Source organism: Labilibacter marinus, assembly GCF_001659685.2.
Taxonomy (GTDB): Bacteria; Bacteroidota; Bacteroidia; order Bacteroidales; family Marinilabiliaceae; genus Saccharicrinis; species Saccharicrinis marinus.
Genome location: NZ_LXYE02000066.1, coordinates 23,061 through 41,246, shown reverse-complemented (window position 1 = coordinate 41,246; position 18,186 = coordinate 23,061). Strand labels below are relative to the sequence as shown.

Genomic DNA, 18,186 nt, shown 5'->3' with positions numbered 1-18,186 from the left:
GAGTTTCGAACTGGTTTTTTTCATGTGTATGGTGTTAGTTGTAGAATGTAATCTATGCCAATTTTTGTGGGATAAGGTTACCCAACAGTTGTGCTTTTACTTTGCGTTCAAAAGAACTTGCGGTTTTATTGAGTTTTGATTCTTTTTGTGTTTTTTGACTACTAGCGTAATTTAAAAAGTTCTCGTAAAATTTCACTTGTTCAAAATAGTTAAGCTTTATTTTAGTTGGACTGGTTAAGTACATCTTTACCCAAAAATTAGTAGGTTGATTAATATTTACCACCTGCAAACCTTTTATTTTGTAAAAATAATCCATAACTAAATCATCGTTTAAACGATAATTAGTTAGTTCCTGAATTTCGCGTAATATTTCCTCTTTATTATTGTTATTTTCTGAAAATAGAATGTCTTCAACAATTGGTAATGCTCTTTTTTCTGCAATAAATCTCATAATCGATTTATGGGTTATTGCTAAAGTGACAAGTGTCACTGCTAAAATCGCTATTAATACATACATCATCTCTCTAACTTTTGAAATCGTTTACCAATAAAATCATTTACTCTTGTCAACTGCCTTTTTGTACCTTCTTCGTGGTAAAATGTTATTATTAATTGACGAACATATTTTGAAACGAAACAAACGGGCGAAAAGTTACAGATAAGAATTATTTAACAATTATTAATTGAGCATTAGTGTCTATAAGTCAAATGCCTTAAGCGTTTCTAGATTTATCTTTTTTTGAGATATTGAATGGAAGGAAGAATTAAGGTGCTTCGCAAGATATTCTTGTTCTGTTTGTTTTGGAGTGGGTATGATTAATGCTTTGGAATTAAGCAGTGTAATATCCATAATGCTAGTGTATCCTGACCGACATAGCACAAATTTGCTTTGCTGGATGAGCGATTTTATTACACCAGCAGGCAGGTGTGGAGTAACCTCTATATTGTTGATGAGAATCGACTTGTTGTTAGAGCTGGGTTTTCCTTGGATAACCATAGCTCTATACTTAGTGCTTTGTATGAGTTTAATAAGCTTTCGTTCCAATTGTGTTCGCTGAGGTTCAGGGCCAGATAACAATGCAACGATATCGTAAGATTTGTCGATTGTGCTAGCTTCTACGTTTGTGTACCTACTTAGAGGGCCAATATATTTCGAATTGGAAGGAGGTGTATATTTATGACTTAAATCTCCACTTATTGACTTGTTGGGATTTTCATAATCAGGAATCCAGCATTCATTAAACTGCAGGATGGCTTTTTTGATAATGAAGTGAGTAAAGTATTCGAATGACTTAAATGGCTTTGGAAGCTTAATCATGATTTGATGTGAGACAAATATTGACTTGACATCTTTATTCCAAAGTCCATACCTATTATCTGATATAATAACATTTATTGAATTAACCTTCTGTATTTTCTTAATAAGTTTATGCTCCCTTACTGCAGAGAAAATGATTTTAGGGATGAGTAATAGCAGGTTTAAGGTCATCCAACGATATTTAAAACTTACTTTAATATCAGGAATTTTAATTTGTTTTAAAGTTGGGAACTCTTGAGATATTAATTTTAGCGCATCGCCATCGCCTCCTAAAATTACTTCATAACCTTTCTCTAATAAGTCATAAACTATAGGAATCATACGAGATGCATGACCAAGTCCCCAATTTAAAGGGCAAACCAGATATGTTAGTTTTTTATCCAAAATTAGCCAGATACTTGAGTTGGGATTCCTAGTTGTTCTACTTCGGAAGCAATTTCTTTAAGTTTTTCTAATGCTACTTTGGTTAAGCCTTTTACAGGAGTATCTCTTTCAATGGTATAAATCATTACGCTTTTGGGCTTTACCTCAGTGATAATTTTCAGCCAAGCGCTAACATCTTCTGAAGATGTGTTGTCAATCTTTACACCATTGTATTCGCCAGTTACAAACATGGTTTGTATGGTAAGCTGGCCTTTAAATTGGATTAGATTATTTGTTAGATTGGGTAAGGTAAACCCTGGGTTGGGTTGGTCTAGTGTCTTAATCGTTTCTTCAAGGCCTGAATCTAGTTTTAAAATATTGTCGTCAATCCTTTTAAGCGCGTTAACTACTGATTCTTTATGTATTAACGTAGCATTTGAAAGAACAGCAATCCTAGCTTCAGGAAAAAAGGAATTTCTTAACTCAATGGTGTCATCAATGATGCTTTCAAAATCTTTATGCATGGTAGGTTCTCCATTTCCCGCAAAGGTAATTACATTGGGTTCTTGCTTGTCATCCTGCATTTTTGTCAACACTTGTTTAAGTTCAGTTTTAACTTCTTCTCGTGTGGGCATTTTTGTAATTATGCCAGCCTGCTCTCCATTAAAGCCACATTCGCAATAAATGCAATCGAAGGTGCAAATCTTTTTATTTACCGGTAGTAGATTAATACCCAATGAAACACCAAGTCTCCTACTTTGAACTGGTCCAAATATAATTTTATCGAAAAGAAAAGTTCCCATTTTTATTATTTTCATGTATTGTTTGCAAATGTACTCGAAAAATTAAAATCACCTTGATTCCAGATGAAGGTATCGCTAAATTATATGACGATTTTGTTATCTTTGGCAGATTCCAAAATTAACGCACAAATTAATGTTGTTTCAAGAAGTAGTAGGTCAGGAGGATGTAAAGTCAAGATTGGTGCGCATGGTAAAGGATAACCGTGTGAGTCATTCGTTGCTTTTTACAGGTCCAGAGGGTAATGGAAAGTTAGCTATGGCTATTGCTTTTGCGCAGTATTTAAACTGTTTAAATCCAACAGAAAATGATTCGTGTGGAACATGTTCTTCGTGTAAAAAGTTTGCCAAGTTAGTTCATCCCGATTTACACTTTGTTTTTCCTGTTATAAAAAGTAATTCGGCCAGTAATCCTGTGAGTGATACTTTTATTAGCGAATGGAGAGCGCTTGTGAATGAGACACCTTATTTTAGTTTAACCAAATGGTTAAGTCAAATTCGTAAGGAAGGAGATAATAAACAAGGTGCTATTTTTACTTCAGAAAGCTCAGAAATTATTAAAAAACTGAGCTTAAAAACCTTTGAAGGTAAACATAAAATCATGATTATATGGATGCCAGAAAAGATGAACGAGGCAACTTCAAATAAGTTGCTGAAAATTCTGGAAGAACCATCACAGAGTACAGTCTTTATTCTGGTTTCTAACAAGCCAGATGAGATGATATCCACCATCCTATCTCGTACACAGCAACTAAAAATACCAGCGTTATCTCAATCTGAAATTCAAGGATATTTACAGGATAAATACCAGATTTCAGAAGATGAAGCCGAAGGTGCAGCAAAAGTGGCCAACGGCAACCTAGTTTATGGAGAAGAGCAAGTTCTAATGAGTGAGGAGAATCAATTCTTCTTCGATAAGTTTATTCAAATGATGCGCCACAGCTATGGACGTAAAGTAGGAGATTTGTTAACTTGGGTGGAAGAAATGAGCCGACAGCCAAGGGAATTGCAACGTAATTTTTTAAATTACGCCATTAATATGATTCGAGAAAATTATATCATGAACTTTAAGCAGCCTGATATTGTTTATCTCACCCCACAGCAAATGGAATGGTCAAAAAAGTTTTCACCATTTATTAATGATAAAAATGCATTAACTATTGCCGATGATTTTGCTTTGGCCGATTCGCATATTGGACAAAATGGAAATAGTAAAGTAGTTTTATTCGATTTAGGATTAAAACTGATTATTTCGATAAAAGAGGGGAATTAATGTAGAGCACAGAAAGCCTAAAGTAATTGATCCATTACGGAAAGATGCGAAAGGCAATTAATATATATTCAAGATAAGGAAGCTTATCTTATAAAAATTAAAGAATGGAAGAAGTACAGTCAAAGTGTAGTAGTTGCTCTGACAGGTGCGGTAAACTTGATGTTTTTGATTGGTTGGCCGATGTACCTGAAAGTTGCAATGTATCAGATATAGTTGAAATTCAATTTAAAAATACCCGAAAATCATATTTTAAAAATACCAATGGATTAAAGCTGGGCAAAGGAGATGTAGTTGCCGTAGAAGCTTCTCCAGGTCATGATATTGGAACGGTATCATGTACAGGAGAAATTGCCGTGATGCAGATGAAGAAAAATCGTATGAATATTAAAGATTACGATTTTAAGCGTGTGTATAGACATGCAAAACCTGTTGATTTTGAAAAGTGGGAAGAGTCTAAAAAGCTGGAGCACGAAACCATGATTGAGAGTCGTAAAATTTCCCTTGACCTCAATTTAAATATGAAAATTGGTGATGTAGAATACCAGGGAGATAAAACCAAAGCTATTTTCTATTATATTGCTGATGAAAGGGTAGATTTTCGTCAACTTATTAAGGTATTGGCAGATAGGTTTAAAGTGCGAATTGAAATGCGCCAAATTGGTGCTCGTCAGGAAGCTGGACGTATTGGCGGTATTGGTCCTTGTGGACGAGAGTTGTGCTGTTCATCTTGGATAACAAATTTTGTTTCAGTAACCACGAATGCTGCTCGTTATCAGGAGATTTCTTTAAATCCTCAGAAATTAGCAGGACAATGTGGAAAGCTTAAGTGTTGCTTAAACTTTGAACTGGATGCTTATATCGATGCACAAAAGGATTTTCCGAGAACGAATATTCCATTAGAAACACAGGATGGTACATATTATCACTTTAAAACGGATATTTTTAAACGTGCAATGTGGTATTCTACGGATAAATATATTCCAGCCAACCTAGTTGAGATGCCTGTAGATAGAGTGAAAGAAGTTATTCGTACTAACCGTAAAGGGAAAAAAGTGGATAACTTGGTGGATGAAAAGGTACTTACCAAAAAAGAAGTCAAGCCACTAGATTATCAAAATGTGGTGGGAGAAGATAGTATTTCTAGATTTGATGATCCTAAAAAATCAAACAATAGTAGGAATCGCAAAAAAAGAAGAAGAAAACCGATGAATAAGAATAATTCGGGAAGAAATGATAAAAAATAAGATGGTAATCTTGAGTGCCATAAGCTTGCTTATGGCACTTTTTTCTTGTGGGCCAAGTGTGGTGTTCGATAGCACGGTTCAGGTACCTCAGGATGGCTGGCATAAAGATACAGTAGCGGTTTTTAAAAGCGAAATTACGAGCCTCAACGAATCATGTCATTTGTTGTTGCAAGTCAATAATAGCAAGTCATACGCTTACAGTAATATTTGGCTTTTTGTAGATGCTGTGTTTCCGTCAGGAAATGTACAGAGAGATACTATTGAATGTACATTAGCCAACGATGCGGGTGATTGGTTTGGGAAGAGTAATATGAGTGGTGATCAGTTTAAAAGTATTCACCCTTATAAACTTAATATCAAATTTCCCGAGGAAGGGTTGTATAAATATTATCTCATACAAGGAATGCGAGATACTGTGTTATCAGGCATTTCAGAGGTGGGTATTAAAATAATAGAAGTAGAATAATAGTATTCAGTACACAGTTCTCAGTCCGCAGTATTTAATGGCTGCATTTGATGACTGCTAATTGTAGGCTGGAAACTGCAGACTAAGTGTAAAGTGGGTAAGAATAAATTATTTAAGTTTGCCAAGTTGGAAACTTATCCTCATGTGTTTCAGGCTTCGTTTGACGAGCCGAACAGAGAAGATTTCCATATGAAAGGAAAATGGAAAGAATCTTTTTTTAAAAATGATCATCCTTTAGTATTAGAGTTAGGTTGTGGTAAAGGCGAGTATACTGTAGGTTTAGGTGAGCTGTATCCTGAAAAGAATTTTATTGGGATGGATATTAAAGGAGCTCGCATTTATACAGGGGCAACCCAAGCTTTACAGAAGGAAATGACCAATGTGGCTTTTATACGTGCTAAAATTGAGTTGATCACGTCCTTTTTTGCACCCGGTGAAGTGGATGAAATATGGATTACTTTTCCTGATCCGCAAATGAAGAAAACACGCAAACGTTTAACTTCAACCAAGTTCTTAAATTTCTATCGTGAAATATTGAAACCTCAGGGTTTACTTCACCTTAAAACAGATAGCAACTTTTTGTATACCTACACAGATGCGGTTGTAAAAGAAAATAAGCTACCTGCTGAGATTAATGAAACAGATTTATACAATAGTGATATTGTGGATAAAGTATTATCTATAAAAACGTTTTACGAATCGCAGTTTTATGAGCAAGGTATTCCAATCAAATACATTAAATTTCAAATTCCTCAAGGGCAAGAACTAATTGAACCTGATATTGAAATTGAGTTTGATGAGTACAGAAGCTATAATAGAGGCTCCAAAATGCCCGAAGAATCTAAAACTAGTAAGCATTAGATTTTACTATTGTGGAAGCAGATTTCTCTCAGCAAGTTTATCAAGTAGTTAAGCTAATTCCGTACGGAAGAGTGACCTCTTATGGTGCTATTGCTAAATATTTAGGTACAGCCAGAGCCAGTAGAATGGTTGGTTGGGCTTTAAATAAATGTGGTTCAAGTGGTGAAAATATTCCAGCCCATCGAGTTTTAAACAGAAAAGGTTTACTGACAGGTAAAGCGGCTTTTGCAGGTGAAAAAGTAATGCAAGAGCTACTTGAAAGTGAAGGGATAAAAGTGAAAGATGACCAAGTGGTAGACTTTGAGAAGGTTTTCTGGGACCCATTTGAGCTAGATAAGGAAATTATCTAATCCGTTTTTTACATGTTTCTAACAAATATTTAATGGCAGTTATACATGTTATTTGAATCTATTGTATATTTGTCCTTATTTTTAATAAAATTAAATAAGCATAAGGTTTTAGATAAATCGTATGTGATTAAATAATAACTAAAATTTTAGAATATGAGTTTTTATCCTCAGTTGGTTATAGATGCACTAAAACATGTTCGTCATCCTGGAAAAGGAAAGGATATTGTTTCTCTTGAAATGCTGGAAGATGATGTAAAGATTGATGGAAAAAAAATCAGTTTTAGTTTATTGTTTGATCGTCCTAACGACCCCATGATTCCTTCGTTAAAGAAGGCATGTGTGCAAGCGGTAAAAACTTACGTAGGTGAGGATGCTGAGATTGAAGGAAATATCTATATAAAGATTAAACCTAGAGCTAAAGCCGAGCCAGTTAAACTATTGCCTGATGTAAAAAACATTATTGCTGTAGCTTCGGGTAAAGGAGGTGTTGGAAAATCAACTGTTACTTCAAATTTAGCCGTTGCCTTAGCTAAAGCAGGTTATAAAGTCGGTTTATTAGATGCTGATATCTTTGGGCCTTCGGTTCCTAAGATGTTTAAAACTGAGGACGAGAAACCTCTTTTGGATAAAATTGATGGAAAAGACCGTATTATTCCAGTAGAAAAATATGGGGTTAAAATGCTGTCCATAGGATACTTTGTGAATCCTCAGGATGCTACTATTTGGCGTGGTGCTATGGCTACCAATGCGATGAAGCAGTTAATATCGGAAGGAAAATGGGGAGCTTTAGATTATTTATTATTAGACCTTCCGCCTGGAACCAGCGATATACATTTAACGCTAGTTCAAACCTTATCAATTAATGGTGCTGTAATAGTAACGACACCTCAAGATGTTGCTTTAGCTGATGCTATTAAGGGGGTGAGCATGTTTAAAAGTAAGAATATCAATGTTCCTATTTTAGGTTTGGTAGAGAATATGGCTTGGTTTACACCTGCTGAATTGCCAGATAATAAATACTATATCTTTGGTAAAGATGGTGGTAAAAAGCTAGCTGAGGAATTAAAAGTGCCATTGCTTGGTCAAATTCCTATTGTGCAAAGTATTCGCGAAGGTGGCGATGGTGGAGAGCCGGTTGCCTTAAATGAAGAGAGTGCTACAGGTATTGCTTTTGCTGATGTGGCTAAAAAAGTAATAGATGCCATGGAGGAGCGCAATAATCAATTTCCTCCTACTAAAATTGTTGAAATTAAAACGCAATAATTATGGAAAATAATAATCGCTTTAAGATAATTGAGGATGCTCTAGAAGAAATAAGACCTTATTTAAAGGCAGATGGGGGTGATATTTCTTTGGTAGATGTTTCGGAAGATTTAGTGGTTAAGGTTAAGCTATTAGGGGCTTGTGTAGATTGCCCTATGAGTTACCAAACCATGAAAAACGGAATTGAGCAAGTGGTAAAAAAAGCCATGCCTAATGTAAAAGAGGTATTGGCTGTAGATTAAGCTTGATATCATTACAAAAAAATAAAAACAGAGGTCGATTAATATCGACTTTTGTTGTTTATACACGATTAATAAAAAGAATGAATAAACAATTCAAATATATTGGTTTTGATGCGGACGATACCCTATGGGAGAACGAAACTTTTTTTCGTGAAACAGAGGAGGTGTTTTGTGAGCTAATTAGTGATTTTGCCGATAGAGAAACGGCTATGAAAGCTTTGTACGATACCGAAATTACAAATCTAAAGGATTATGGCTATGGCATTAAAGGTTTTATATTGTCTTTGTTAGAAGCAGCCAATGAACTGAGTAAAGGAAAGGTTTCTAATGGGGTGATTGTTAAACTTATTGCTTTAGGAAAGGAATTGCTCAATAAACCAGTGGTTCTTATTGATGGTATTGAGGGAGTATTAAAAGAGCTAACAGAAAAAGGTTATAAACTTATTGTGGCTACTAAGGGCGATCTACTCGATCAGGAACGAAAATTACGTCGTTCAAACCTAGAGAAATACTTCCATCATATTGAGGTGATGAGTGATAAGCAAGAGGATAATTATAAAAAGCTATTGGCCCATCTTGAAATTGAAGCAAAGGATTTTTTAATGATTGGGAACTCCTTAAAGTCAGATATTTTTCCAGTACTAAAATTGGGTGGTTCTGCAGTACATATTCCTTTTCATACCACTTGGATTCATGAGCATGTTGAACATTCAGAGGAGTTAGAAAACTTTTGGGAGTTAGATAAAGCTTCTGAGTTGATGATTGCATTAGGGTTGTAAGTATCACTTAAAAACAAACCCAGAATATTATAAGTAACATTTACATTCTGAAGTAGATGTTGTAACTTGAGTTTCTGATTTTAATTAAAGCTACATATTATGGAACCCAAGATTGCTCAAAAGAGTCCGTTCGAAGTTGATTTAAAAGAAGGTTTATCAGTTTATTGGTGCGCTTGCGGCCAGAGTGCTAATCAACCGTTTTGTGACGGTTCTCACCAAGGCACAGAATTTTCTCCGGTAGAATATGTTCCAGAAAAATCGGGAAAACATTATTTATGTGGTTGTAAAAAGACAGGAAATAAACCAATGTGCGATGGAACCCATAATAAGCTATAATCCTTGAAAAATTTAAAACGACCGTTGAAGATTTAATTCAATGGTCATTACTCCAATTTCTCCACTTCACTATCTTTTTCGCGTTTTATCATGTTGTAGATAGTGGATTTTCCGATGTCCAGTTTTTTGGCCACCTTAAGTACATTGTTATCGTATTGTCTTAGGTAATGACGAATGATTCTTTCAGTATATTCCTTTAGGCTCATCTCTTCCGCCAAAATATCTAACTCTGTATTGTTGGAGTTAAAAAGAATATTTTCTTCGTCAATTTGTTGAGAACTAGCCATCACGGCGCTTAACTCAATGATGGCTTTTAGCTCACGAACATTTCCAGGAAATGCATATCCCAATAACTTCTTTTTAGCTCTGGAAGTAAATGCCATCGGCTCAAGTTTGTTGTCTTCACAAAAGCTATTCAAGAAAAACTGACTTAATGTGATGATGTCATTTTGTCTATCCTTTAAAGGAGGTAGGTGAATAGGTAAACCTAGAAGACGATAATATAAATCTTCCCTGAAGTTTCCTTTTTTCACTTCGTCCATCAAGTCTTTGTTGGTAGCAGTAACAATTCGGGTATTTACTTTAATAACCTCGTTACCACCAACACGCGTAATCTCACGTTCTTGAAGTACGCGCAGTAATTTCACCTGAAGGTTAATGTCCATTTCTCCAATTTCATCTAGAAATATAGTTCCTCCTTCAGCTTCTTCAAATTTACCTTTTTTGGTCATGATAGCGCCTGTAAAAGCTCCTTTCTCGTGCCCAAAGAGTTCGCTTTCTATTAAGTCACGAGGAATTGCTCCCATGTTAACAGCTATAAAAGGCTTTGATTTTCTGACTGAGTTATAATGGATGGTTTTAGCAACTAGTTCCTTACCTGTCCCTGTGTCCCCATATACCGAAACATTGATGTTAGGGACTTTTACCGCTTTCTCAAGCAAGGCAAAAACTTCTTTCATTACGGGGCTGTCACCTATAATGGCATTCCCAAAATTATATTTGGTGGCAATCTCACTTTTTAATTGCGAAATTTCATCCAGTAATTTCTTTTTGTTTCGAATGTTGTTAACGCTGTTTAAAAGGCGGTCTTTTATATTTTCATCTTTAGCAATATAATCGTAGGCACCTTCCTTCAGTAGGTTTACTGCAGTAGTAATACTATCCTGTCCTGAAATCATAATGACTTCAATGTCAGGATTGTACTTTTTTATTTTTTTGAGAATTTCGTCACCTGTAAAGTCAGGCAGCCCTAAATCTAAAGTTACCACATCAGGGTTATCTGGCAAATGTTTGAAAAAAGAAGCACCATCAAAAAACGTGTCAATCTCAAAATCTGGATTTAACGACAATGAATGCTCAATCAATTTATTAAAAACCCTATCGTCTTCTACTACATGAATTTTCATTAATAGCTAACTTTTTGTGATAATTCAAATATATTTGTTTTTTATTAATCCAAAAGAGGAATTCACCGCCTTCTAAAAACAAGGTACAATATATTAAAATTGTTTATGGCTGAGGTGAGTTTTTAATTTTTTGATATAATATTTTTGTATAAAGGCAGTTTTAATTGAGATGGAAGCTGCCTAAAAATCGCGTAATGAAACGAATGACCTATAAAAAGATATATTTTCTACTTCTGCTTGTTATTTTGTGGGGGTGTTCCACCAAAAAGAATACTTCATTAAGCAGGGGCTATCATAACTTAACCGCTCATTATAATGTTTACTTTAATGGAAACGAAAGTTTTAAAGATGGAGTAAAGTCTATAGAGGAGGCCAATGAGGATGATTATACGCAGGTGTTAATGGTTTTTCCTGAATCTAAAACAGGAAGCGAACAAGTAGCCAGTAGCCAAATGGATAGAGCCATTGAAAAAGGAACCAAGCTTATAAAAAAGCATTCTATTCGTAAAAAGCCCAAAAATAAAAGAGATGACCAATCGGTAAAGTATAAAAAGTTTCTTAGCCAGAACGAATTTAATAAATGGGTTGATAATGCTTATTTAATGATTGGTAAATCTCAGTTTTACAAACATGAGTACTACCAAGCGCAACAGAGTTTTGCCTATATGTTTCGTGAGTTTCAGGATGGACCAGAATGGTGCGAAGCAGAAATTTGGAATGCACGATCGGCTATTGAGCAAAATGATTTTACACAAGCTAAAATTTTATTGGAAGCATATGATATAGAAGGAAAGGCACCTTCTGCATTATTTGGTTTTTATGCTGCATCCTATGCCGACTTTTATTTACGACAAGGAAAATACGAAGAGGCCATCCCATTTTTAGAGGAAGCAGTTGCAGGTGCATGGTCCAAGTATTATCATAGACGACTTAACTTTATTTTGGCGCAGGTTTATCAAAAACAAAAGCAATATGCCAAAGCAAGTAAAGCCTACGAGGCGGTTATCAAATCTAACCCTCCATACGAAATGGCCTTTAATGCCAAGGTAAATAGAGCGGGTGTTTTATTTGAGGAAGGTGGTTTGGTGTCAGTTAAAAAAGAGATTAAAAAACTACTCAGAGATAAGCGTAACATAGACTATGAAGATCAGATTTATTACGCTTTAGCCATGGCATACAAAGCCGAGGAACAAGAAGACCTGGCTATGGATAATTTCTTGTTATCCATTAAAAAGAGTACGGATAATATGCATCAAAAAGGGATGTCCTTTTTTGAATTGTCAGAGATTTATTACGATAGGCCTGAATACAAACCAGCCTATTACAACTTAGATTCTGCGGTGATTAACTTAAATGAAAATTACCCAGGAATAGAAATCATTGAGGAGCGCCATAAAAGTTTAGGCAATTTGGTTTCTAATATTGAGGTGGTTGAACGTGAAGATAGTTTAATCGCATTGATGGAGATGCCTGAGCAAGCTCGCTTAGCTTTAATAGATGATATAATTGCTCAGGAAAAGAAAAAACAAGAAGAGGAAAAAGCCTTGTTGGCTCAAGGTAATGATGCAGGATTGTTCTACGACCCTATGATGAGCCAGGGAATGAACCAGAATTCGCAAGGAGGTAAATGGTATTTTTATAACCAAACCTCTGTTGGTATGGGTAAGTTGGAGTTTGAGAAGAGATGGGGAAGAAGAAAAAATGAGGATAACTGGCGTAGAATAAATAAGGAAGTAGTAGTAGAGGATGTTAATGATATTGGACTGCCTGATGCTCCATTCGGAGATTTGCCTGATTCGCAAGATTCAACAGCGAATGAGGTATTAAAAGATGTGGCAGATAAACAGCAGGCTTCAAGTCCATTGAGCAGAGAGGCTTATTTAAAAGATTTGCCTTCGAGCCCAGAGAAGTTGGAGCAAGCGCATTTAAAAATTCAAGAGGGCTTATTAAATCAAGGCTTAATTTATAAAGATGAGTTAGCTAATATTCCATTTGCCATTAAAGCATTTGATGAGCTGGCAACTCGATATCCAAATTCTCATTATAAAGAGGATGCGTTAATGAATTTATACATATGCTACGATAAGCAAGATGATGCTAGTGGCATGGATAGAGTTAAAAATCAGTTGGTGCGTGAATTTCCGGATGGAGAATTTACGGCCTTCCTAAACGATCCTGATTACTTTGAGAAAAGAGAGGCGCGTGAAAAGGAAATGGAGAAATTGTATCAAGATACTTATGGCAGTTATTTATTCAACGAATTTAATGTGCCAGTGGCTAACCTTGATCGTGCTATCAATATTGATGAAGAAAACCCATTGATACCGAAGTTTAAATTTATTGCTGGTTTAAGTCATGCCAAGGTGGGAGATTTATCACAGTTTAAAAGCCTATTAACCGATGTAAAGGATAATTATTCGGATAGCGAAGTAGCTCCTTTAGCAGCTGAAATGCTTGCGCAATTCGAGAGTGGGAGAACGCCTGTGAAAGGTCCTGTAAACTCCAATTTAGTAGCAACGCGTAAAGAGGAGTTTAAAAAGGAACAAGTAGAATTGGGTAACGAAGATGTTCTTAAAGATATAGCCAGTTCTTATGTTATCGACCATAAATCTACACATGCACTTATTTTAATGGTTAACGAGGAGGCTGATTTAAACAGACTGAAGTTTAATATTGCCGATTATAACTTTTCTAAATTTTTGCTGAATGATTATGAAATGACCTCGGCTACTTTACCTGATGGAACACCTTTGTTTGCCGTTAAAGGCTTTCAAAACAGATTAGAAGCACTGGATTATTTTTATTCGATAAGAGAGCGTGATGATATTTTTGAGGTAGAAAATTTAAAACAAAAGCAGCTGTATGTAATTCACGATAAAAATATTGAATACTTGCTTTCGTCGGGAGATAAGATGGGATATGACGAGTTTTTCAATGAGAATTATTTATCTGCGGATGCCTTTAAAAATTTAAAAGAGGAAAGAATTGCAGCAGAACGTGCAGTAATTGAAGCGGAAAAGGAAGCACAGGAAGAAATCTTGCGAAAACAAGCTGAAGAAAAGAAAGCAGCTGCGGAAGCTCAAAAACCGGTGGTAGAAGAAAAGGTAGCAGAACCTATAGTAGAGAAAAAGGAACCTGTAACACCTGTTACAAATGAACCCGAGCAAAAAGAGGAGGTTGTGACCAAAGAGCTAGAAGCTCCAACTATACCCGAAAGCCAAGTAGAAACAGCGACTAAAGAAGAAGAGCCTGTTGTAGAAACTGCAAAAGAAGAGTCAGCAGTTGTGGAAGAACCTGTGGTTGAAGAAAGTATTATTGAGAAACCATCGGTTAACTTTGTAAAAGAGGAAGGCGAACATATCGCTGTTATCCTATTTAAAAAAGGGAAAATCAATACCGACAGAACGGGACTCATCTTTAAAAACTATACCAAGAGTAATTACGGTACTAAATATCAAGTTGAATCGGATAAAAAGGGAAGTGATTACTTTAACATTACTGTAAAAGGATTTGCGACAGCTAAAGAAGTGCAGGATTATCTGAATAAGGTAAAACTAAATAGCTTTTTGATGCGTGAAATCTCTAGGGCGAAACATTATTTATGGGCCATAACGGATAATAACTTATCCAGATTAACGGATGAGGAATCTTTTACAGCATACGATACATTTTATAAATCTAATTACTAAATAACAGAGGATGGTAGATGCAAAAAAAGTAAATATTCTATGGGTTGATGACGAAATAGATCTTTTAAAAGCTCATATACTTTATTTGCAGGAAAAGGGTTTTGAGGTCAAAACGGCCAACAATGGTCACGACGCTTTGGTTATGGTTGAAGAGGAGCGTTTTGATTTGATTTTTTTAGATGAAAACATGCCTGGTTTAAGTGGTTTAGAGGTATTAAGTAAACTGAAAAATATGATGCCTGAAATACCTGTGGTCATGATTACCAAGAGTGAAGAGGAAAATATCATGGACCAGGCCATTGGCAGCAAAATATCCGATTACCTAATTAAACCTGTTAATCCGAACCAAATATTGCTAACGATTAAAAAGCATGTGGATCAGCATCGCTTGGTCGCAGAAAGAACAACGAGCAGTTATCAAACAGAATTTGGTAGGATAGGTCTTAAAATAAACGACTCATATACATTTAAGGAATGGGCTGAAGTATATAAGCAACTTAATTATTGGGAAATTGAGCTGGAGGAAACCAAAGGTGAGATGGACGAGGTACTTAAAATGCAAAAAACAGATGCCAACCATGCTTTTACCAAGTTTATAAAACGTAATTATATCGATTGGATTGAAGGAGTGGATGATGATGCACCCTTAATGTCCCATCAGTTTATGAAGGACGTTACATTGCCTTTATTAGAGAGTGGAGAAAAGGTAGTGATGCTGGTGATTGATAACTTCAGGTTTGATCAATGGTTAATGATTAAGCAAGATGTACTCAAAGGTTATCGCCTGGAGAAGGAAGAGATTTATAGCAGTATTTTACCTACGGCTACCCAATATGCTCGTAATAGTCTGTTTTCGGGATTAATGCCTGCGCAAATTAAAAAGTTATATCCTCAGTATTGGCTCGATGAGCATGAGGAAGGTAGCAAAAATCAATTTGAAGACGAGCTGATTGGAACTTTTCTTGAAAGATTCAGAACCAAGTATACACACTCGTATCAAAAGGTGAGTAATATGGAATCGGGCAAGGAGTTAATGGATAATTATTCTCAATTATTAGATGCTGACCTTTCTGCCGTAGTATTTAATTTTGTGGATATGTTATCACATTCGCGCACCGAGAGCAAGATGATTAAAGAACTGGCTTATGATGAGTCGGCTTATCGATCATTAAGTAAATCGTGGTTTTTGCATTCTGTGATGAATGATTTAATGAGCAAGTTGGAGAATGAGAACGTGAAAGTAATTATCACTACCGACCACGGAACAATACGGGTAAAAAATCCTTTAAAGGTAGTGGGCGACAAAAATACAACCACTAACCTTCGTTATAAGCAAGGCAAAAATTTGAATTATAATGAGAAGGAAGTTTTTGCAGTAACTAAGCCAGAAGAGATTCAATTACCTAAGGTAAATGTTTCAACAAGTTATATATTTGCAGCCAACGACGATTTTTTAGCCTATCCTAATAATTATAACCATTATGTGAGTTATTATAAAGATACTTTCCAACACGGAGGTATTTCTATGGAAGAAATGTTAATTCCATATATCGTTTTATCACCAAAGAATAATTAACCAGCTTAGCTGGGCAAACAATTAAAAGAATGAGTACGTTTTTAATTTCTTCATTAGACAACATTGACCAAGTAGCAAAAGACTTTATCAATACATACAATCAACCCGGAGTATTTTGTTTTTACGGTTCAATGGGCGCTGGAAAAACAACTTTTGTACAGGCTTTATGCGAGCAGTTAAAAGTGGTAGATGTAGTGAATAGTCCTTCGTTTGCTATTGTAAACGAGTATAATACCGATAAGGACGATAAGGTTTATCATTTCGATTTTTATCGTCTAAAGGAAGAAGAAGAAGCATTTGACCTTGGCTATGAAGATTACTTTTATTCGGATAGCTATTGTTTTGTAGAGTGGCCTGAGAAGATTTCTTCTTTGTTACCTGCCAAAAGGTATGATGTAACGGTGACTGTTTTAGAAGATATGACCAGACAAATTAATGTAGTAAGCCAAGTGCTTAAATAATGAAACCTATTGAAGCAACCTTATTGTATAATCACCATCAATATGGTAAAATAATAAACTATGAGATTAGCTGTATTATTACTTGCTTTTATCCTGATAGCAGGATGTAAAAAAGAAGATGGAGATCCTTTTGATAACATAAAAGGTGAGAGTGGAATTTCTTATAACAAGAGTAAGTCCTTTTGGAACGACATGAAAAAGGAAAATGGTAATTCGTATGAGTACGAAACTACATTTACCTCGTGGACGGGATTTGGAAGTACAACTACATTTAAGGTGGAAGAAGGCGTAGTTACCGAGCGTACCTATACCGAATTTAATGCCGATGAAGGAGCTTCTGGTGAAATTCAATTAGAATCCTATAAAGAAGTAGGAGATGAGGTTGGAGATCATGAAAAAGGAGCAAAGCCAGTTAGTATTGACGAATTATACGAATCGTGTGCCAGCGAGTTTTTAGTGGCTTGTCCTTGCGATAATACTTTATATTTTGAAACCGAAAGTAATGGATTGATGAATTTATGTGGTTTTGTACCAGATGGTTGTCAAGATGACTGTTATCAAGGGGTTCGAATAAGCTCATTTTCTTGGTTAGAATAGAGTATCTCTTACATAAGCAAATATCAAAAGCTGCAATACAAGTATTGTGGCTTTTGACGTTTTAAACGCAACGTTTAATCTAGTTCATTTTTAATATTTCAGGATTAATCATTATTCATACTCGTATTAAAATACTATCTTATAACGGTATAGGATAATTGTTTTATAAACAGAAATAAAAAAGAGTATGAGCAACTTGATTGAACAATTAAAAAAAGAGCATGCTGCTTTAGTTGAAATACTGACTAAAGTAAAGTCTTTAGGTGTTTCATCAGAAGAATCTAAGGAACTACTTATACAAGCCAAAGGAGCTTTATTGCTCCACCTACATAAAGAAGATAAAGAATTATATCCTTCATTGAAAAAACGGGGAGAAACGGATGAGGATTGTGAGAGGAAACTCAAAATATTTGCTCAGGATATGGATGAGATCACCCAATTTGTGCTGTTCTTTTTCGATCAGATAGAAAAGGATGCGTTTACACCTATGGAGTACGCTCAGAACTTTGGTAAATTAGTATCCACGCTAGCGGGTAGAATAAGCAGAGAGGAAAATATTCTGTATAAGCTATACGATAAGACTGCTTAAAGCAAATAAGGTCTCTAAGTATTGTCCTAGCGATGCTTCTATGATAGCGTAGCATTTTCTCCAGATCATTAATCTGGAGAAATGAACATTTATATACTATTGCATACTTAGCCAGTCAAGTGCATCTTCTTTTGTATCAAAAGACTTTATATTACGGCCCGTTATTTTATTTACGCCGTTATATATTATGCGTAATAAGCCCGATAGACCAATTACAGCGCCTGCTTTTACGTAGGGTTTGTTACCTCCAATAAAAGTGGAAAACTCATTTTTAATATCACTATTAAAATGCATATTTTCCATGTTTGATAAGGTTAATACAGAGTTTTCAGGCTGAATACGAATATAGTTTTTACTCTCTTGTATGGCTTTTTCAGCCTCTTCAATTGTTTTTAATCCTGAGAAATTCAGATAAGCTACTTTAGCTCCTTTGTGTTCTATTAAACTAACTCTTTCTGACATAGTATAGATTTTTGTTTTCAAAATAATAAAAATCTGCGAACTCTTTTATATTAGTGGCTTGTTTTGTGTAATGTGGTTTAAATTGTATTATTAATCTATAAATAATAGAGC

The 18,186-nt window shown here is 35.3% G+C and carries 19 protein-coding genes; 14 read left to right on the top strand and 5 right to left on the bottom strand.

Annotated elements, in window-relative coordinates; translation table 11 throughout:
* Window positions 1-52: 52 nt before the first annotated feature.
* The 3 genes from A8L32_RS22755 to A8L32_RS22745 form a co-directional block, all read right to left on the bottom strand.
* Window positions 53-520, bottom strand: a complete 468-nt coding sequence (locus A8L32_RS22755) for a hypothetical protein (protein ID WP_066633620.1) — start codon at window positions 518-520, stop codon at window positions 53-55.
* 177 nt (window positions 521-697) lie between these two features.
* Window positions 698-1,702, bottom strand: coding sequence for a glycosyltransferase (locus A8L32_RS22750; RefSeq protein ID WP_143525212.1), 1,005 nt, complete (start codon window positions 1,700-1,702; stop codon window positions 698-700).
* Window positions 1,703-1,704: 2 nt separating this feature from the next.
* Window positions 1,705-2,484, bottom strand: a complete 780-nt coding sequence (locus A8L32_RS22745; protein WP_066633613.1) for a radical SAM protein — start codon at window positions 2,482-2,484, stop codon at window positions 1,705-1,707.
* Window positions 2,485-2,617: 133 nt separating this feature from the next.
* Between A8L32_RS22745 and A8L32_RS22740 the strand changes: the two genes are divergently transcribed.
* The 9 genes from A8L32_RS22740 (at window position 2,618) to A8L32_RS22700 (ending at window position 9,295) form a co-directional block, all read left to right on the top strand.
* Window positions 2,618-3,754: a DNA polymerase III subunit gene (locus A8L32_RS22740; RefSeq protein WP_066633607.1), complete on the top strand. Its 1,137-nt coding sequence runs from the start codon at window positions 2,618-2,620 to the stop codon at window positions 3,752-3,754.
* Window positions 3,755-3,858: 104 nt separating this feature from the next.
* Window positions 3,859-4,998, top strand: a complete 1,140-nt coding sequence (locus A8L32_RS22735; RefSeq protein ID WP_066633606.1) for a PSP1 domain-containing protein — start codon at window positions 3,859-3,861, stop codon at window positions 4,996-4,998.
* On the top strand, window positions 4,985-5,464 hold the full coding sequence (locus A8L32_RS22730) for a gliding motility lipoprotein GldH (RefSeq protein ID WP_066633605.1): 480 nt from the start codon (window positions 4,985-4,987) through the stop codon (window positions 5,462-5,464). Before A8L32_RS22735 ends, A8L32_RS22730 begins: the two co-directional genes overlap by 14 nt.
* Before the next feature lie 93 nt (window positions 5,465-5,557).
* The gene (gene trmB / locus A8L32_RS22725) at window positions 5,558-6,325 is read left to right on the top strand and encodes a tRNA (guanosine(46)-N7)-methyltransferase TrmB (RefSeq protein WP_066633602.1); all 768 of its coding nucleotides are present in this window, start codon (window positions 5,558-5,560) and stop codon (window positions 6,323-6,325) included.
* 11 nt (window positions 6,326-6,336) lie between these two features.
* Window positions 6,337-6,675: an MGMT family protein gene (locus A8L32_RS22720; protein ID WP_198931838.1), complete on the top strand. Its 339-nt coding sequence runs from the start codon at window positions 6,337-6,339 to the stop codon at window positions 6,673-6,675.
* A gap of 153 nt (window positions 6,676-6,828) precedes the next feature.
* Window positions 6,829-7,938, top strand: a complete 1,110-nt coding sequence (locus A8L32_RS22715) for an Mrp/NBP35 family ATP-binding protein (protein ID WP_066633598.1) — start codon at window positions 6,829-6,831, stop codon at window positions 7,936-7,938.
* Between the two features lie 2 nt (window positions 7,939-7,940).
* The gene (locus A8L32_RS22710; protein ID WP_066633595.1) at window positions 7,941-8,180 is read left to right on the top strand and encodes a NifU family protein; all 240 of its coding nucleotides are present in this window, start codon (window positions 7,941-7,943) and stop codon (window positions 8,178-8,180) included.
* A gap of 80 nt (window positions 8,181-8,260) precedes the next feature.
* A complete protein-coding gene (locus tag A8L32_RS22705; RefSeq protein ID WP_066633592.1) occupies window positions 8,261-8,959 on the top strand; it encodes an HAD family hydrolase in 699 nt (232 codons plus the stop codon).
* A gap of 99 nt (window positions 8,960-9,058) precedes the next feature.
* Entirely contained in the window at window positions 9,059-9,295 is a 237-nt protein-coding gene (locus A8L32_RS22700; protein ID WP_066633587.1) for a CDGSH iron-sulfur domain-containing protein, read from the top strand.
* A gap of 47 nt (window positions 9,296-9,342) precedes the next feature.
* Here A8L32_RS22700 and A8L32_RS22695 read toward each other — a convergent pair whose 3' ends face one another.
* The gene (locus tag A8L32_RS22695) at window positions 9,343-10,701 is read right to left on the bottom strand and encodes a sigma-54-dependent transcriptional regulator (protein WP_066633585.1); all 1,359 of its coding nucleotides are present in this window, start codon (window positions 10,699-10,701) and stop codon (window positions 9,343-9,345) included.
* Window positions 10,702-10,895: 194 nt separating this feature from the next.
* On the opposite strand from A8L32_RS22695, the gene porW reads away from it, so the two are divergent.
* The 5 genes from porW (at window position 10,896) to A8L32_RS22670 (ending at window position 17,613) form a co-directional block, all read left to right on the top strand.
* Window positions 10,896-14,390, top strand: a complete 3,495-nt coding sequence (gene porW, locus A8L32_RS22690) for a type IX secretion system periplasmic lipoprotein PorW/SprE (protein ID WP_143525211.1) — start codon at window positions 10,896-10,898, stop codon at window positions 14,388-14,390.
* A gap of 10 nt (window positions 14,391-14,400) precedes the next feature.
* Window positions 14,401-15,966, top strand: coding sequence for a T9SS response regulator signal transducer PorX (gene porX / locus A8L32_RS22685; protein WP_066633581.1), 1,566 nt, complete (start codon window positions 14,401-14,403; stop codon window positions 15,964-15,966).
* Window positions 15,967-15,995: 29 nt separating this feature from the next.
* Complete coding sequence (tsaE, locus tag A8L32_RS22680) at window positions 15,996-16,427, top strand: tRNA (adenosine(37)-N6)-threonylcarbamoyltransferase complex ATPase subunit type 1 TsaE (protein WP_066633577.1); 432 nt, start codon at window positions 15,996-15,998, stop codon at window positions 16,425-16,427.
* Between the two features lie 60 nt (window positions 16,428-16,487).
* Window positions 16,488-17,024: a hypothetical protein gene (locus A8L32_RS22675; RefSeq protein ID WP_066633574.1), complete on the top strand. Its 537-nt coding sequence runs from the start codon at window positions 16,488-16,490 to the stop codon at window positions 17,022-17,024.
* A gap of 187 nt (window positions 17,025-17,211) precedes the next feature.
* A complete protein-coding gene (locus A8L32_RS22670; protein ID WP_066633573.1) occupies window positions 17,212-17,613 on the top strand; it encodes a hemerythrin domain-containing protein in 402 nt (133 codons plus the stop codon).
* 96 nt (window positions 17,614-17,709) lie between these two features.
* Here A8L32_RS22670 and A8L32_RS22665 read toward each other — a convergent pair whose 3' ends face one another.
* Window positions 17,710-18,075, bottom strand: a complete 366-nt coding sequence (locus tag A8L32_RS22665; protein WP_066633571.1) for a SpoIIAA family protein — start codon at window positions 18,073-18,075, stop codon at window positions 17,710-17,712.
* Between the last annotated feature and the right edge of the window lie 111 nt (window positions 18,076-18,186).

What these genes read in the sequence shown, in the direction of transcription:
- A8L32_RS22755 (WP_066633620.1), bottom strand. Translation starts at nt 520, where the DNA reads ATGATGTATGTATTAATAGCGATTTTAGCAGTGACACTTGTCACTTTA.
- A8L32_RS22745 (WP_066633613.1), bottom strand. Translation starts at nt 2,484, where the DNA reads ATGGGAACTTTTCTTTTCGATAAAATTATATTTGGACCAGTTCAAAGT.
- A8L32_RS22740 (WP_066633607.1), top strand. Translation starts at nt 2,618, where the DNA reads ATGTTGTTTCAAGAAGTAGTAGGTCAGGAGGATGTAAAGTCAAGATTG.
- A8L32_RS22735 (WP_066633606.1), top strand. Translation starts at nt 3,859, where the DNA reads ATGGAAGAAGTACAGTCAAAGTGTAGTAGTTGCTCTGACAGGTGCGGT.
- A8L32_RS22730 (WP_066633605.1), top strand. Translation starts at nt 4,985, where the DNA reads ATGATAAAAAATAAGATGGTAATCTTGAGTGCCATAAGCTTGCTTATG.
- A8L32_RS22715 (WP_066633598.1), top strand. Translation starts at nt 6,829, where the DNA reads ATGAGTTTTTATCCTCAGTTGGTTATAGATGCACTAAAACATGTTCGT.
- A8L32_RS22710 (WP_066633595.1), top strand. Translation starts at nt 7,941, where the DNA reads ATGGAAAATAATAATCGCTTTAAGATAATTGAGGATGCTCTAGAAGAA.
- A8L32_RS22705 (WP_066633592.1), top strand. Translation starts at nt 8,261, where the DNA reads ATGAATAAACAATTCAAATATATTGGTTTTGATGCGGACGATACCCTA.
- A8L32_RS22700 (WP_066633587.1), top strand. Translation starts at nt 9,059, where the DNA reads ATGGAACCCAAGATTGCTCAAAAGAGTCCGTTCGAAGTTGATTTAAAA.
- A8L32_RS22695 (WP_066633585.1), bottom strand. Translation starts at nt 10,701, where the DNA reads ATGAAAATTCATGTAGTAGAAGACGATAGGGTTTTTAATAAATTGATT.
- porW (WP_143525211.1), top strand. Translation starts at nt 10,896, where the DNA reads ATGAAACGAATGACCTATAAAAAGATATATTTTCTACTTCTGCTTGTT.
- porX (WP_066633581.1), top strand. Translation starts at nt 14,401, where the DNA reads ATGGTAGATGCAAAAAAAGTAAATATTCTATGGGTTGATGACGAAATA.
- tsaE (WP_066633577.1), top strand. Translation starts at nt 15,996, where the DNA reads ATGAGTACGTTTTTAATTTCTTCATTAGACAACATTGACCAAGTAGCA.
- A8L32_RS22675 (WP_066633574.1), top strand. Translation starts at nt 16,488, where the DNA reads ATGAGATTAGCTGTATTATTACTTGCTTTTATCCTGATAGCAGGATGT.
- A8L32_RS22670 (WP_066633573.1), top strand. Translation starts at nt 17,212, where the DNA reads ATGAGCAACTTGATTGAACAATTAAAAAAAGAGCATGCTGCTTTAGTT.
- A8L32_RS22665 (WP_066633571.1), bottom strand. Translation starts at nt 18,075, where the DNA reads ATGTCAGAAAGAGTTAGTTTAATAGAACACAAAGGAGCTAAAGTAGCT.